This window comes from Prevotella herbatica (genome assembly GCF_017347605.1).
Taxonomy (GTDB): Bacteria; Bacteroidota; Bacteroidia; order Bacteroidales; family Bacteroidaceae; genus Prevotella; species Prevotella herbatica.
Genome location: NZ_AP024484.1, coordinates 1,012,606 through 1,028,244 on the forward strand (window position 1 = coordinate 1,012,606; position 15,639 = coordinate 1,028,244).

9 protein-coding genes are annotated in these 15,639 nt (G+C 38.9%); 4 read left to right on the forward strand and 5 right to left on the reverse strand.

All coding sequences use genetic code 11. From position 1 onward, the window contains the following. Nucleotides 1-258 precede the first annotated feature (258 nt). From prwr041_RS03760 to prwr041_RS03780, 5 genes are read right to left on the reverse strand one after another with little or no spacing between them, the layout of a single operon-like run. Nucleotides 259-3,156 carry a two-component regulator propeller domain-containing protein gene (locus prwr041_RS03760; RefSeq protein ID WP_207155031.1) on the reverse strand — a complete coding sequence of 966 codons (2,898 nt, stop codon included), beginning with the start codon at nucleotides 3,154-3,156 and terminating at the stop codon, nucleotides 259-261. A gap of 21 nt (nucleotides 3,157-3,177) precedes the next feature. Beyond that, the gene (locus tag prwr041_RS03765) at nucleotides 3,178-5,733 is read right to left on the reverse strand and encodes a glycoside hydrolase family 2 protein (protein ID WP_207155032.1); all 2,556 of its coding nucleotides are present in this window, start codon (nucleotides 5,731-5,733) and stop codon (nucleotides 3,178-3,180) included. Between the two features lie 13 nt (nucleotides 5,734-5,746). Continuing rightward, nucleotides 5,747-7,156: a sialate O-acetylesterase gene (locus prwr041_RS03770; protein ID WP_207155033.1), complete on the reverse strand. Its 1,410-nt coding sequence runs from the start codon at nucleotides 7,154-7,156 to the stop codon at nucleotides 5,747-5,749. A 7-nt stretch (nucleotides 7,157-7,163) separates the two neighbouring features. Beyond that, on the reverse strand, nucleotides 7,164-10,304 hold the full coding sequence (locus tag prwr041_RS03775) for a glycosyl hydrolase (protein WP_237072300.1): 3,141 nt from the start codon (nucleotides 10,302-10,304) through the stop codon (nucleotides 7,164-7,166). Then, nucleotides 10,301-13,078: a glycoside hydrolase family 2 protein gene (locus prwr041_RS03780; RefSeq protein ID WP_207155034.1), complete on the reverse strand. Its 2,778-nt coding sequence runs from the start codon at nucleotides 13,076-13,078 to the stop codon at nucleotides 10,301-10,303. The genes prwr041_RS03775 and prwr041_RS03780 overlap by 4 nt, the downstream gene beginning before the upstream one ends. Before the next feature lie 327 nt (nucleotides 13,079-13,405). Here prwr041_RS03780 and prwr041_RS13765 point away from each other — a divergent pair, with 327 nt between their 5' ends. The 4 genes from prwr041_RS13765 (at nucleotide 13,406) to prwr041_RS03800 (ending at nucleotide 15,627) form a co-directional block, all read left to right on the forward strand. Continuing rightward, on the forward strand, nucleotides 13,406-13,621 hold the full coding sequence (locus prwr041_RS13765) for a 4Fe-4S dicluster domain-containing protein (protein ID WP_207155035.1): 216 nt from the start codon (nucleotides 13,406-13,408) through the stop codon (nucleotides 13,619-13,621). Nucleotides 13,622-13,747: 126 nt separating this feature from the next. Beyond that, nucleotides 13,748-14,113: a hypothetical protein gene (locus tag prwr041_RS03790; protein WP_207155036.1), complete on the forward strand. Its 366-nt coding sequence runs from the start codon at nucleotides 13,748-13,750 to the stop codon at nucleotides 14,111-14,113. Next, nucleotides 14,103-14,675 carry an RNA polymerase sigma factor gene (locus tag prwr041_RS03795; protein WP_207155037.1) on the forward strand — a complete coding sequence of 191 codons (573 nt, stop codon included), beginning with the start codon at nucleotides 14,103-14,105 and terminating at the stop codon, nucleotides 14,673-14,675. The genes prwr041_RS03790 and prwr041_RS03795 overlap by 11 nt, the downstream gene beginning before the upstream one ends. 37 nt (nucleotides 14,676-14,712) lie before the next feature. Beyond that, nucleotides 14,713-15,627 carry an ABC transporter ATP-binding protein gene (locus prwr041_RS03800; protein WP_207155038.1) on the forward strand — a complete coding sequence of 305 codons (915 nt, stop codon included), beginning with the start codon at nucleotides 14,713-14,715 and terminating at the stop codon, nucleotides 15,625-15,627. Nucleotides 15,628-15,639 lie beyond the last annotated feature (12 nt).

A 15,639-nucleotide genomic window follows, 5' to 3' on the forward strand; every position in this document is an offset into this window, starting at 1 on the left:
CCGGACAGCAATATAACTTTTTATATCTTTGTCCTTAACAAAATAGACACTAGGTAGAGCAATAGGAGATAAATACGATGAAAGTAAATGCCTTCATCTTTATTGTATGATAATGCCCCTAATGAATCTTTTGTCATAAATGAGTATTTACTAGCAAGTCTAAAATAAGAAAGCATGATATTATACGAATCCTATTCTTCAAATATATCCTTCATCTATTTATAAATTATAGATATACATACTAACTTTTCATAGCCTTTATTTCTGACTATTTACAAATTCACGAGGACTCATGCCATATCGCTTTCTAAAGCACTTTCCAAAATAGCCAGAATCACTGAAACCAGATTTATATGCTATGTCGGCGATGCTTAATTCTGATGTTTTCAATAACTCTACGGCACAAGCTAACTTACGTTCCTTCACAAAATCAGAAGGAGATAAATCGGTTAGTGCTTTAAGACGTTTGAAGAATGAGCTTCTGCTCATACCCAACTGTTTTGCTATTAATTCTATATCAAAATCTTCCTGCATAAGATTGCTATCAATAATGCTACTAACATTATCAACAAACAATTTATCCTGCTGTTCAAGATAAAACTTCTTTTTAAATTCAGACACCTTTGTCTGAATATAGATGTCGTTCTTCATCTTCAACTGATACTTTGCATATCTTATGGCAAAATAAGCAGTTACAACGAAAATAAACATATAAAATGTATATGCCCACCAAGTAGCCCACCAAGGTGGCAATATAGTTATCTGCATTCTGCAACTGCTCATCTTACCCGGATTGGCAGTATCTATTGCCTGAACAACAAAAGTATAATCTCCAGAAGGCACGTTAGTATAAGACGCAATTCTGTTGCTGCCATTGTAATGCCAGTCCTTATCATATCCGTCTAGCTTGTAACGATAGTTCACTCCGTCACGATTATGAAAGTTCAATGCTGCAAACTCCAATGTAAACATTGACTGACTATGTTTAAGTTCCAGCCTGTCAACATAGTTTATAGCCTTATCAATAATTGGGTCATCAACATAACTACGTATATCCCTATTATTTACCTGACAGCCGACAATGTATACAGGATATTTTACATTTTTCGTTTTAAGAGCCTCTGGTCGAAATGCTAATATTCCCTGTTTGCATCCCATCCATAATTCTCCATTAGAATTTTTCAAAGAAGAAGTCTCTTCCATATCCACATGTGGAAATCCGTCTGTATTATCAAAGTTCCTTATACGATCAGTGACAGGGTCATAACATGATAAACCATGATCATTACCGAGCCACAGTCTACCACTATTATCCTCAAGAATGGAAACAATAACATCGTTTCGCAATCCCTCTCGTTTTCCAAGTGATTTAAATAAAGGAAGATTTTGTTTTTTATCATATCCAGAAATACGACTCAGTCCACCGCCAAACGTACATACCCAAATATTCTGACGATGATCTTTATATAGTGCATAAACATCACTATTTGCCAAAGTATTAGTTTCTGTCAATCTGTATGAATTAAACTTGATGTGCCTAACGTCATCAAAGTTCGTATTAAAAGACATTAATCCGTCTATCGTTCCAACCCATATTCTACCCCATCGGTCTTCAACCATATTCCTTACTTCAAGATATAGTCCATATCCCGGATAGTTTTTCATTCCGTTATATTTATTCTTGAACTCAATGCTGCCGTTATGTTCCACTATTAGATTCAAACCACCATCAAGTGTTCCAACCCAAATGCGCTTATGACTGTCCTCATAAGTAATATACACGTTATTACCACTTATTGTCGACGGATTAGCAGCATTGTGCAAATAATGAACAAAACGGTATCCTCCCTCAACGCTCTTATCAGGTAAAGCCTTTACGAGTCCATCACCTTTAGTTGACAACCACAGATTTCCTTTATGGTCTGCCATGATATAATAAACGCTTCCTATATGATATCTGTCATAAGAATATTTGAACTTCAATTTGCCGTTTATGTCAAGTACATAAAGATTCTTACTGCGTGTGCCGACCCAGACATCTCCATTTTTAAGTTGAAACAAAGACCTCACACCTTCTTTATCACATGGCGGTAAAGGAATTATACGGAACTGACGTTTAGGAAAATTAAAACGATAGATACCATTGTTTGTTGACGAAAGCCATAAAATACCATCACGATCCATATTCATACTGAAGAAATGCGCTCCATGCTTTTCATCACGCAATTGCGGCAACGTTACAACATTACGCATTTCAAGAGTCTTTCTGTCTATATAAAGAGCCTCACCTGCCTCAGTGAGATAGAACACACCATGCTCACCAGCATCACAAAAGGAAGGAGAAGTGATACGACCGAAGTAAGAAAACGGAAACAGTTTTTGTTTTCCGTTACGAGGATTAAAATATTTTATCGAAGTAGCGCCAACTGTCCATAAGCATCCTAAACAATCCTTATATATATTTGACTCAACAGATTTTCGCTGAAAATAAGTATACCATTGTTTCTTTGTCCATTTGCTTCCTTTAAGTGGTTGAACAAAAATGCGATAGTCTTTGCCTACCCAACCAGCGTAACCAGAACGTATATCAACAAGGTTATCCTTTAGTTGATAATCAAACTTATTTATCTTTCCACGTGAAGACGCAATCAACTGCACTTTGATTCTTCCGTCGGGTAACGTATATGCCTGTAATAGGCTTTTATCTTTCGTAAGCAGTAACACTTTTCCTTCAGGTGTAGACTGTATCTTTATTATCTGCAAATTACGTGAATACGGTTTCAGTTCATCAAAGATATTTTCAAACCGCTCTGTACGTTTAAAGAATACCGATAATTTCCAATCCAAAGTTTTTATCCAGATATTTCCCTGACCATCTTCCATAATAGTTTCTATCTTACGTGGAGGTTGATCAGAAACTATGCTCACGGCATTTGAATAGTTTTGAAAACGAGTTCCGTCAAAACGTGTAAGTCCATACCATGTACCAAACCACATAAACCCTTCTTTGTCTTTCAAAGAACAGTTTACAATATTGTTTGGCAATCCATTTTGTTCAGTGTAATGAGAAACTAACAAATCATCCTTTTCCGTATTCTGCGCAAAAGCTGAAACGGAAAGCAAAACAAAAAGTAGTATGTAGGCTAGTTTTCTCATTACACCGTCAAAAATACAAAATTATTTTGAGATTCCGAAATCTGCTTGTTGCTGTTCTACCTCTTTAAGCATTTTTTCTTTCTCCTTAGCTGATAATACTGTACCATTATGCTTTTCGGTTATGTTAGATGAATTATCGGAGCTTTTCTTATTAAACTGCTGTATAAAGCAGAAACTACCTTCATAAGGAACAGACTGAATATCGAGCTCGGCTGGAGTTGGTGCATGCGTACCAGGGAACTGCACCTCTGCACGAATATGAATTTTACCTGCTTTACGTGTTGAACGCAACAAAATAGGAGCTGAGCCCCACTCTACAGCACGCGGGTTGGCATTTATTGTGCCGTCATCTATGATGCGACCTTCTCCAGTAACAGTAAACTTAACATCTTCTTTCGCCAGACGACGCACGTTACCATTATCATCAGTAACCTCTGCCACAACAACGACGAAGTCGGAACCATCTGCAACCAAAGGTTTCCCCATTGTGTCTGCATATAAACGAAGACGGGTGCTGCGACGTGAAGGCATGCGGCGTGAAGTGCAAACTACTTTACCATCAACAATACCTTGTGCAACCATATTCACTTTCTGCCAGTTCTTCTTCACATAACTATAGTTACGAGCTTCAAAGAAGTTCCATGCACCCTTGAATATAACTGGAGCAGAATACTGCTGATTATGAACAACAGGCAATGTCCAACTCTTTTCACCATCATATAAACTAAGGCGTACACTGTCGCAATTTGAGAATACAACGACATCACTATCCGAGAACGGAGTCATCTCATTAGCTATATTCACAACTGGTTTGCTTCCCAATGTCTCATACATAGCTGCTGCATATTTTGGTTGACGGAAAGCATCAAAGTCACCACCCCAATAAGGATCTGGATGATAGCCTCGCTGATGATCAAAAGGATGCCACTGTGCACCACCTATAAACTGACTAGTGGAAGTAAACATCTCACCAGTCGTCTTAGCTAGTGACAAAGCCTGAACAAGTTGAGGATGTTCTCCCCAGCTACGACTTGCGCGATTTATACAGTTATGAGCGTACCAATCATCAACAATTTCACCAAATTCACGTGTAAATATACATTGACGTGGACTATTAGGTTTTAAGTCATCACCAGGCCAACCATATACAACATCGTAATGATCACGTACTCCCGCTGAATTTAAATCAGCGGCAGCTGCCGGACGATATGGATAAGGGTATTCGTCTCTAGTAATCTGCAATGATTTCAAAGAGAATTCCAGTGGATAGTGGGTCTCGTTAAGTATCGGTTCCCACATAAGCACAGAAGGATGATTTCTGTCGCGTCTTATTATATGACGAGTATTATCCAATACACGATTTTCAAAGATTGAATCCTTATTCCAGAATTGCCAACCAGGAGTAGCTACGATAACAAAGATGCCCAATTCGTCGCATGCGTCCATGAACGAAGGGTCCTGAGGATAATGAGCTGTTCGGATAATATTGAATCCACAATTCTTTAATCTCATCACGTCACGCCACTGCTGACTATTTGGGACAGCATTACCTACATAAGCAAAGTCCTGATGACGATTACCCCCTATAAGTTTACGATATTTCTTGCCATTAAGCCAGAAGCCATCCTTTCCACGAAACTCTATAGAACGGATTCCTATCTTTGTCATTCCACCGTCAAGAGTCTTTGAGCCTTCATTAACACGTGTAACAAGATTATAAAGATATGGACTTTCAGGCGACCATAGTTTAGGATTGCGCAAAGATATCTTTTGAGAAACACTTTTCTGTCCTGCAGGAATAACAATTCCTTCATGCACTCGCTTAATTACCTTACCACAAGAATCAACAAGCGTGTTCTCAATATTTAAATGACGTACCTTGTTTGAAACGTTCCTCACATTAACATCGATTATAACGTCAGCTGAATGTGTTGATATATTAGCATAATGAACAAATATACCTGCGTCACGCCTATCTTCGGCAAGCGGACTTGTAATAAATACATCGTTTTTAGCAATTAGCCATACATCACGGTATATTCCACCATGATAAGCAAAATCCAAGGCATACTGTGGTTTTCCTGGAGGATAATTCTTATCATCTGAATTGTCAGCCATCACAGCAACAACACAACTATCACCTTTGTGAAGTCCGAATTTATCAAGATCTACTATTATCGGAAGATAACCACCAAAATGTGTAGTGGCTAATTTTCCATTGATATATACATCTTGCTTACCCATTATCGCCTCAAAATATATTTCACTGCGATTGGCTGGTACTACAAAATGCTTTCTATACCATGCTTTACCTTGATAGTTGCGGCATCCACTAGCCTCAGCCGGTTCGAGTTTCACACAGTGCGGAGTTGAAACTACTTCCCAACCACTATCATTAAAGTTTACTGATTCGGCATTGGCTACATCACCAAGACAAAAGCGCCATTCGGGATTAAAATTCCACACTTGACGTCCCTGTGAAACAATAGGGAAAAGTCCATCAACAGACGTGTCGTTCTTTGCCAAACAAGTAGTGAATGACAATATTGCGACAAACAATAATATTATTTTCTTCATACTAAACATTTTCTTACCAATTATCCGTACGGAAAGAACTTACCGGCAAACCATCATGAAACAAGTCGCCTACAGCCCAATCATGAAATGCATATCTCACTGCAACGGGATGCTTTACTTCGTCACTCTTTACATATACCTGATTGCGTGAAATCCAAGCCTTTGCGGGATGAAAGACTTTGTCGGCTCCGGCAACTTCAAACAAGTCACTCGACGTAGAATTATTGAAATATACCCATTCACGACTGCGACTAAACGAAACGACAGCAGTGTCACCATCAAACTTCACTCCGCTATAAGCAGCAAATTCAGGAAGTCCGTTCACATTATATGTATTCTTCAAAGCAAGCATAGCAAGACGTTCGCCAGCCTCTCGCTTCTTACGTGGATGAATACCATATTGCAAACCTGCATCCATTAATACAGCCATGCGACAATTATCAACATTGGTTTCTACCATAGACTGCTGCTCACGAAGATACGCACTGTTGTAATTCCAGTTGATTAAAGAATAATCGTATGGAGCTATCTGGCAGTAGTAGAAAGGAAAAGATCCTTCTTTCCATTCATTTCTCCATCCACTTATCATCTTCTGCATAAGAGCAGAATAAGAAGATGCACGATTTACATTGTCCTCTCCCTGATACCATATCACACCACGCATAGTGAAACCTATCAGTGGACGCAACATTCCATTATATAAAGCTGTAGGACAACGTTGTGCTCGTTTGTCAACATCAGTCTGGTCAGTTGGCAGCTTCACATCAGGAAATGCCTTCAACCAATCAGAAGACATCCATGCTTCACAAGCACTGCCACCCCATGAGGTTACAATAAGTCCTACAGGAATACGTAAACTCTTACGCAACATTGAACCAAAATAATATGCCGTTGCACTGAACTGGCGTATTGTCTCAGCATCCGCAGCATTCCATTTTCCCTGCAATGTATCTACAGCCTGCAAACGGGCATTGCGACTGACCGTAAACAAGCGTAAGTCTTTGTCGGCTCCAGTAATAAGTTCATGTAATGCCCCATCAACAGGTTGTGCCTTAAATCCCTTCATCGGCATTTCCATATTGCTCTGTCCACTACATATCCAAACTTCCCCGATAAGGATATTATGCAATGTAAGTGCCTTGCCATCAGAGAGACTTATATCATAAGGACCACCAGCATCAGGAGTACTGATCTTCAATTTCCATTTCCCATCATCTCCAACTTTCACCTTGTAAGTCTTACCATTCCATGACGTAGTAATCTTTACTGTTTTTAATGCATCGGCAGTTCCCCATATATTACAATCAGAATTGCGTTGCATGACCATATTGTCGCCAAACATGTGCGGCAATTTGATTTCTGCTTTCATAACCATGGCAGACAATGTCATTGCCATGCCAACAAGTAGTCTGTTGTATTTCATATATATTTTAGTATTTTAATTCCACAGGTCCAATAAGTCCCGCATTCAGTAGTTTATCATCTTTCATTCTATACGGCGCATTAGTCCAGATGCCAGAAAACGGAGGATTTCCGATATCATTTCCACGCAAGGCGTTAGCCCATGTGTTAGTGACTATTATCTTAATAAAATTATCGCCTTTTCTCAAAGCCTTAGTAACATCCACCTCATAAGGTGATGTCCATGCCACCCCGCAATCTACATCATTTACGAATACATGCGCAATATCACATACTTTTCCTAAAGATAACGTTGCATTCTGTCCTTTTAGTATATCACATCGCAAATGAGTTGAATATTCTGCAGAACCACTATAATATCGTATCTTGGCATTATCAGAAATACTCCAATCGTTAGGGAGATTCGTATTTACATTAATCCCTGTCGCATCAAAAGTCAACTGCCAATCACCGTTAACATTCACGACTTTATCATATACTGGCAACTTTGATAATGTTGTTGACTGAACACGATGAGGAAATATGACGAATACAGAACCATGAGATGGCAATGTAATTTCTACATTTGCAAAACCATTATCCATGCTACATGATGAAGGACTGAAATAAATGTCTTTCTGTGCATCATACAACATACATCCCGTTATATCAGCTTGTCGCATAATGGCATTGAATGTCATAATACGAGCAAACTGATTACTAAGGAAGTAGATATCATCACCGCTTTTTGCTTTCACATGATTAAAGGCGATACCATTAGGCACCACGATATCCCTTGGAATACCAGCTGATTTAAATGTGTCATCCGTATAAGGAACATCGATAACAGTTACTCCACTCCTACGAAGTTTTTTTATTCTATCAGCAATAACTTTTGAATACCCTGAAAACGAAGGTGTCATCTTTGTCTTTCCCGGCATAACCAATATACCATAACTTATGCCACCAGGCATTACAATACGACCATCAACGATTTTAGCATTCAAAAGAGCATCACTGTTCATTGAATCATAATGATATCCGTGTAACGGATTTATCCAATCATTTAAATTCATGATACCCGAAGCATGTACCACTCCGACAGGACTTTCCTCAAGAGGTTGGTTTTTATTCTCCAATCGTCTACATTCTGATTCTACAAGCTCATTACCAAACAAGCCTGGAAGAATATCTACAAGACGGTCGGGAGTGAAAGAGCGCGATGGCATTTCCTCACCTGTAAACACAGCAATATCCACAACTGGCGTACCGCTCTGCAACATTTTCTGACACCTATTGATATAATCAACTAATGCACCAGACTCATGATACCAAGTATTATCACGCTGGAAGAAAAGTCCTATTCCATCAAGTGTCATACCTGGTTTTCTGTCAGTCCACGGATTATGAGTATTTACATGAAAGAACAATTTATTCATGCCTAATGCAAAGTTATGATCAAGAAGCGGTTTTATCATCGCTGGCGTTTCATTCCATACCCCTCTGACTTCCGTAAATCCTTCAGCTTGAACTATCGGTTTTCCATATATATGAGCACCGCTTATTGCATCAAGCATATCACTAGGTTTATCATGAGTTGGTAAATTTAGCCAAAACTCGCCCATAGGAACATCTGAATATTTGTAATGTTCAAGACCATCGGCAACAAATGTAGGAGCGATACTCTCATGACTTATCTTGCGTCCATGTTGATGTGCGTATTTTTCTACTGTCTTGAAAAATATTTCATTAACAAGATCATTCTGCGTACTTCTTATATCGCGCAATACTCTTTCGCTTTGAGCGGCACTCTCCAATGATATTCCTGCCATTACCGGAAGCCAATCAATAAGATTATAACCTCGACGTGACTTAAATTCCTTGGCAAATTGATATCCCCAGTTTTGAGTTCCACATTCCCAACTGTCTACATGAAGATATTTCACTACAGAAGAATGACTGCGTGATAGGAAAAGTGAATACCAATTATCTAATAGTTTATTTACTGCAGATGAAGAAAACTCGTCAACTTCCAAACCCTTTCCGCCTCCTGCCGTAGCATTCATCTGTCTGGTAGAAGTATGTCCCATGCGCAATATGCGCCATGTTCCATTTGGAAGTTTTCCAACTACACGTCCATTATTCAGTTTTAATCTTATAATATCTGACTTCTTTATGCAATCCCCATCAGGCACTTCATCTTTCGTTGTTTCAGGAGCCACTAACCATGTGAATCCAGCCTTGCCACGCCATTGTGAAATAACTGGTGACAGACCGAAATTCACCGACTTTAATTTAAAGTTTGGTTTCCATTTTGCGGCATCCAAATCTTCGCTTCCTGGTTCTGTTCCGTCTGGACTCCATTCCAGTCTTACAAATTTTGCAGAAACAGGACTTATCGCATAAGTAAAACCATATCCAGTACTTTGCCAACCTTGTCTAGCAGGTTGAAGTTGTGAAGCCAACTTAAACTCATTTCCATCATCAGACACCATAACCTTAACACGCTGACATTGTATATTGTTTCCCGAAGGTATAATATCAATGCTGCGCAAAGTCACTTTTCTGCCAAGATTATACTCGATCCAACAAGATTTGGAAGCATTAAAACTACCATTTGGATTTACAACCAAATTATCAGAATGAGATACAACAACAGGTTTCACTTTCGTTGTATCATATTTCACGGGCAATGCAAATGCGGCTATATCTTCATAATAGCCCATGTATGCCTCTGGGCGAACTAATTTTATATGATCAGATGATGATGAATTAACAGATATGATTGTGTCACTCCACACAACTTTCTGCATACTCTCGGCTGGAGATATGCATGGAGCACCGGCAAGAGCAAAACCATCACAGATATGAATACCCATATCAAGCCCAAGGGAATCGGCTTGTGAAAAAGAATAATCCACCATCTCCCAGAATTTAGGTGATAACTGTGTCGCATCACCATTAAACTCAGGTTTGTCTGACACTCCACGTATAGGCATCAGATAGCAACCACCAAGTCCGATGTCTTTCATTCCCTTTAAATCCTCGTGTATTCCTGCTTTAGAAACTGCTCCATACATCCAGTACCAGAATGTCCAAGGACGAGAATCGCCATAGACAGAAACTGCCACAAGAAAGGAAATCAATATGGTATATACTAATCTTTTCATTCGAATTTGAATGTTGCTGTTGTAGACATAAAGCCACTGCTCCACACTGGTTGTGCTGAAGGACCATTGAGGTCTGTGCAGTTAACTTTGTTTCTCACTGCCGGAATCACTCGAAGTAATGATATTCCTGTCTGCGGCAAAGTATATAGCAGTTCATCCCTGCCGTCACGTGGCTGATAAACGCCTACAAAACTGTTACTATCGTTGATTATTCCTATTCGTCCTTCGGTTGTGTTAATCTGCATCCATGCCACATTTGAGAAATATCCCTTGAATTCAGGATACTCAAAACTCTCGCCTGGTATAGGGTCATTATATTTATTCTGCCATAAATTATATTGAGGTCCTTGCATTCTGTTCTGCCATACGCGATAAGGTCCGTCACCAACCCATTGCTTACTCTTCACGTTTTGTTCTGGATAATCAAACATTATACCCATCAAGTCAACAACTCCACCAAAACTGTAATTTGCATTCATCTCTACGCTTCCACCAGAAATGAAACGCCATGTCACTTCATTAAGCGAGCCATGAGCATATTTCACTGTAAGAACATTACCTTTCATTTCAATACTCTGCAATATTCCTTGGTCGTTATAAAGAGTATATTGAGTCTTTTTCTTTTCGGCTTCCTTATCATCATGATTATAAAACTGGTCGAAACTGCGATCGCTGCGTCTTGCGGCAACAAAGCGAGGACCATTTGCAAATGATATTTTTCTATCACCAACAGCTACCCCTTTCAATAGTCCGTCAAGTCGTGAGAATGTATATGTGCGACCTTCAGAATTTATAATCAAATTATCTTTCGTTGAATCAACCTTGCAAGTGTTTACATTCACACGAGCGGCATTATTCACTTTCTGTTTAAAGTCCCATGTAAATAGTTCGTTTCCATGATTATCAATGGCTTTTACCTCTATCACATCGGCTTTTTTCCAACCGTCGGGTAATATTATATAAGCTGTATCACCAGGATTTGCATTTGGAGACACAAGACTGCCTGCTGAGTTTGTTTTCACATCAGAAGAACCCAACATTGGCATTCCTAAATATTTATATGAGAAATGGCAGTCACGAAGATTTGTGAAGTTATAACTATTCACAACCTGTAATCTGTTTCCAGACAAAGACACAGCTACAGGACTCCACACCTGTTTAACGGTATAATAAGAACCTTCCTTTTCGAAGTGCGGGCCTACGATTCCGTCTGCGCCAAAGTTTCCCATGCAATCAACCATATTATTTTTGTCTGTACGCACCACTCCCTCATCAGCTAAATCCCATAAGAATCCACCTGCACATCTTGGGTTTGCCATCATCATCTTCCAATAGTCAGCAAGTCCGGCACCGTGTCCACCATCATATAGTCCATGAAGAAATTCTGTAGGCATGAATATCTCCTTCTGTCGCATGTATTCCTCTGTTTCACCATAAGAGCGATAGTGCTTTGTTTCAAATCCGTTTCTGTTAGCCCACGGATATATCACAACGCGTTTCTGAATATCCCAACGTGAGAATTCTGGTTCTAGTTCATAATTAAAACCGCCTTCATTTCCATTGCTCCAAAATATGATACTTGGATGATTTTCATCACGTGTCACCATTTCCTTCACAAGCTGCTGACCTATGATAGTCTCGTGAGCCCAATGCCATCCACTAAGTTCGCTTTCCACATATAGTCCAAGAGAATCACATGCATCAAGGAATTCCGGATCAGCAGGATAATGGCTCAATCTCACAGCATTCATGTTCATACTCTTGATAAGTTTCACGTCTTCTATGTTCTTTGCCTTACTCAACGTTCGTCCACTTTCAGGACGGAATGAATGACGGTTTACACCCTTGAATATTACTTTATTTCCATTGATATAAACACCATCAGACAGGCGATACTGAATCGTACGGAAACCAAACTTCTGTTTTTCACGATGAATGACATGATTATTTGAATCCATCAGAGAAAACTCTGCTGTGTACATGTTTGGCGTTTCGGCAGTCCATAGTTTTGGATTGGATGCTTTGAAATCAAAATGCGCCACATCTCCCCTTACTTCTGCTACACTTTCACCAATTGAATTTATCTTCACCTTAACTTTTGCTCCTTTAAGGGCATGGTTAAGAAAACAATCAGCCTTGAACACTCCGTTCATATCGGCATCAATAGCTACTCTAGCAATATTATAAGATGGTTTGGCAACGACAAAGACAGGACGGAAGATTCCTCCAAAGTTCCAATAATCAGCACGTCTTTCTGCCATATTCACTTGTGAGTTAGCACTCTCCTTGCTCACCTCTACCTCTAGAATATTCTTATGTTTACCAAAGAAAATGCGATCGCTGACATCAAATATAAAGCGATAGAATCCACCTTGATACAATCCACTTCCGGCTTTTCGTCCGTTAATGGTTACTTTTGCATCTGTCATCACAGCTTCAAACACAAGCTCAATCTGTTTTCCTGCCCATGACTTCGGAAGGTTAAATTCATATTTATAAAGTCCTTTTTCGTTTGCGATGCCTTCAGGATTTGCAACTCCATAGAATCGCATACCGTATTGGTAAGTACCAAAGCCTTGCAATTCCCAACAAGACGGAACTCCAATCTTTGTCCATTTACCTGAATTACGTCCATTGGTACATAAGAAATCCCATTTCACCATATCGTCACAACCATGTCCCGACAGATACATTCGTTGTGTCTCAACATCGCTTTGAGCCAATGTTGCCAACGTTACAAAGAAAAACACTATATAAGTTGCAAACCTTTTCATATCATTACCTATTTATTATAAGACTCAAAACTCCCGTTTTTGTCTATAACAAAGAGCGAAAAAGTAATGCAATTATATGATTAATAAATTATAAAAGCTGAAAAAAAATTGCCTAATAATCAATTATAACATCGAACTAACGTTATTTTACAAGTATAATGCTTATAAAAATAAGTGAGTTAAGCTACTGATACCTAAAAAAGAATTTAAGGAAATGATAAATCTATTGCAAAAATGATATAAATTGGCAATTCTTTAAAATATTTTTCGCACTCATCTGTCTTAATCTATAGAAAGCTATTTATAATATTAAAAATGAAAGGACAAATGATACAACTTTATTTTGCAATAGGTGCTTTATTCGTTATTTATCTGGTAACGGACTCACTAAGGAAAAAGGAAAAAAACAATAGAATAATATCTATCGATGATAAGAAGTGTGCTCGATGTAACAGCTGTATAACACACTGTCCAAACGGTGTACTCAAAATGGAACCTGAGGAAGGAAAGGATATGCATGTAATTGTGAAAAATCCAAACTAATGTACGGCATGTCAACATTGCATAAAAAGTTGTAACTTTGGAGCCATCAGACTGATTGATAAGATACCGTTATCTTCAACGCAAGAAAAAATTCAATTTGATAATAAACATTAATATATACACATTATGAAATCTTATTTTAAACATTCACTTTGGCATTTCTTAGGTTTTTTAGGGTTTGCAGCCGTATTTGCAGCTATTGTCATGTTGCTTTGGAATTGGTTGATGCCACATATCTTTGCACTTCCATGCATTAACTTTTTGCAGGCATTCGGCATCTTGGTTCTTTCACGAATTTTATTCGGAACATTTCCTAGCGGTTGGATGGCAAGAAAAGAAATGGCTAGATATCACCGGCATCCTTTATATGAAAAATGGGCTGGGATGAACGAGAAAGAACGTGAAGAATTTATTAAAAATAGACACCACGGTTTCCACGGTTATCCTTTTGGGCAGGAACATTCTCATAGCGAAAATACCAGTGAGCAATAACTCGAATCAAAAGAATCTGAAAGAGTGGATTGCAAAATACACCCCGAGATTAAAATCGTTTATTAGAGGGCGAGTATCAAGTCGTGATGATGCGGATGATATTTTGCAGGATGTGTTTTATCAATTGGCAAAGAACATGGATAATGCCATGAACCCAATTGAAAACACCTCTGCATGGCTGTATCGTGTCACGCAAAATATGATTACCAATGCCCAAACGAAAAAGAAGGAAGTCAGGATGCCAGTTTTTCAGGAAGACGAAGATGAACATGTGCTGGAAGAAATATCGGGGCTACTGTTTCACGAAGTGGAAGACGAAGACTCTCCGGAAACGAAATATCTGCGTTCACTGGTATGGACGGAACTTGAAAACGCATTGGCAGAATTACCTGCCGAACAACGTGAGATTTTTGAGCTTACGGAGCTGGACGGCGTTCCTGTGAAAGAGATTTCAAAGACCATCGGCGTACCAGTCAACACATTGCTTTCGCGCAAACATTACGCAATCGTTTATCTGCGAAAGCGTTTGCAAACTATTTACAACGATTTGATCTCCACATAAAAGCAAAAAATAAAATAATAGAATTAAAACAATTAAGATGAATAGTATCGAAGTTAAAAACTTTACAAAGAAATTTGGTGATTTCATAGCGGTCGACAATATCTCATTCGAAGTGGAAGAAGGGAGTATCTTCGGGTTCCTTGGTCCTAACGGAGCAGGTAAGAGCACCACTATCAACACGCTATGCACCATTCAGGAAAAAACATCGGGCGACATGAAAATAAATGGGTTCGACGTAAGCACGCAGATGGCTGAGGTAAGAAACAACATAGGTATTGTCTTTCAGGATCCTACGCTTGACGACAAGCTTACCATTGAAGAGAACCTGAAACTGCATTGCGATTTTTACAACGTACCGAAGAAAGAAGTAAAATCACGTATTGACTTTGTACTCGACCTAGTTGATCTTGAACAAAGACGCCATTCGCCGGTCAAGAATCTTTCGGGAGGCATGAAGCGCCGTGCCGAGATTGCCCGAGGTTTGGTGCATTTCCCCAAAGTATTGTTTTTGGACGAACCAACTACCGGTCTCGATCCGCAAACACGCTCCAATGTGTGGGAATATATTTACAAACTACAAAAAGAAAAGAAAATTACCATCTTTCTCACCACGCACTATATGGAAGAAGCTGAGATTTGTAATAAAATCGCAATTATTGATAAAGGGAAAATCATTGCGTTTGACACTCCATTCAACCTAAAAAAACAATACACTTCAACGGTTATGAGACTGGAATCCGATCAACCCGAAATAATTGTTGGTTTTCTTGATCAGCATCACATGAAATATAAAAAGGATGGCGATTTTGTTATGGTCAACATCAATGATTACGATGATTTTCTAAAAATCCTGTCTGCCAACAAACAATATATCAAAGACCTCGAAGTTAAGAAAGGATCACTCAACGACGTATTTTTAAATATCACAGGAAAGGAGATTAGAGAATCATGAGAGCCATTTTAG

Coding starts and splice junctions, on each gene's coding strand:
- prwr041_RS03800 (WP_207155038.1), top strand. CDS start 14,713: ATGAATAGTATCGAAGTTAAAAACTTTACAAAGAAATTTGGTGATTTC.
- prwr041_RS03765 (WP_207155032.1), bottom strand. CDS start 5,733: ATGAAGAAAATAATATTATTGTTTGTCGCAATATTGTCATTCACTACT.
- prwr041_RS03770 (WP_207155033.1), bottom strand. CDS start 7,156: ATGAAATACAACAGACTACTTGTTGGCATGGCAATGACATTGTCTGCC.
- prwr041_RS03780 (WP_207155034.1), bottom strand. CDS start 13,078: ATGAAAAGGTTTGCAACTTATATAGTGTTTTTCTTTGTAACGTTGGCA.
- prwr041_RS03760 (WP_207155031.1), bottom strand. CDS start 3,156: ATGAGAAAACTAGCCTACATACTACTTTTTGTTTTGCTTTCCGTTTCA.
- prwr041_RS13765 (WP_207155035.1), top strand. CDS start 13,406: ATGATACAACTTTATTTTGCAATAGGTGCTTTATTCGTTATTTATCTG.
- prwr041_RS03790 (WP_207155036.1), top strand. CDS start 13,748: ATGAAATCTTATTTTAAACATTCACTTTGGCATTTCTTAGGTTTTTTA.
- prwr041_RS03775 (WP_237072300.1), bottom strand. CDS start 10,304: ATGAAAAGATTAGTATATACCATATTGATTTCCTTTCTTGTGGCAGTT.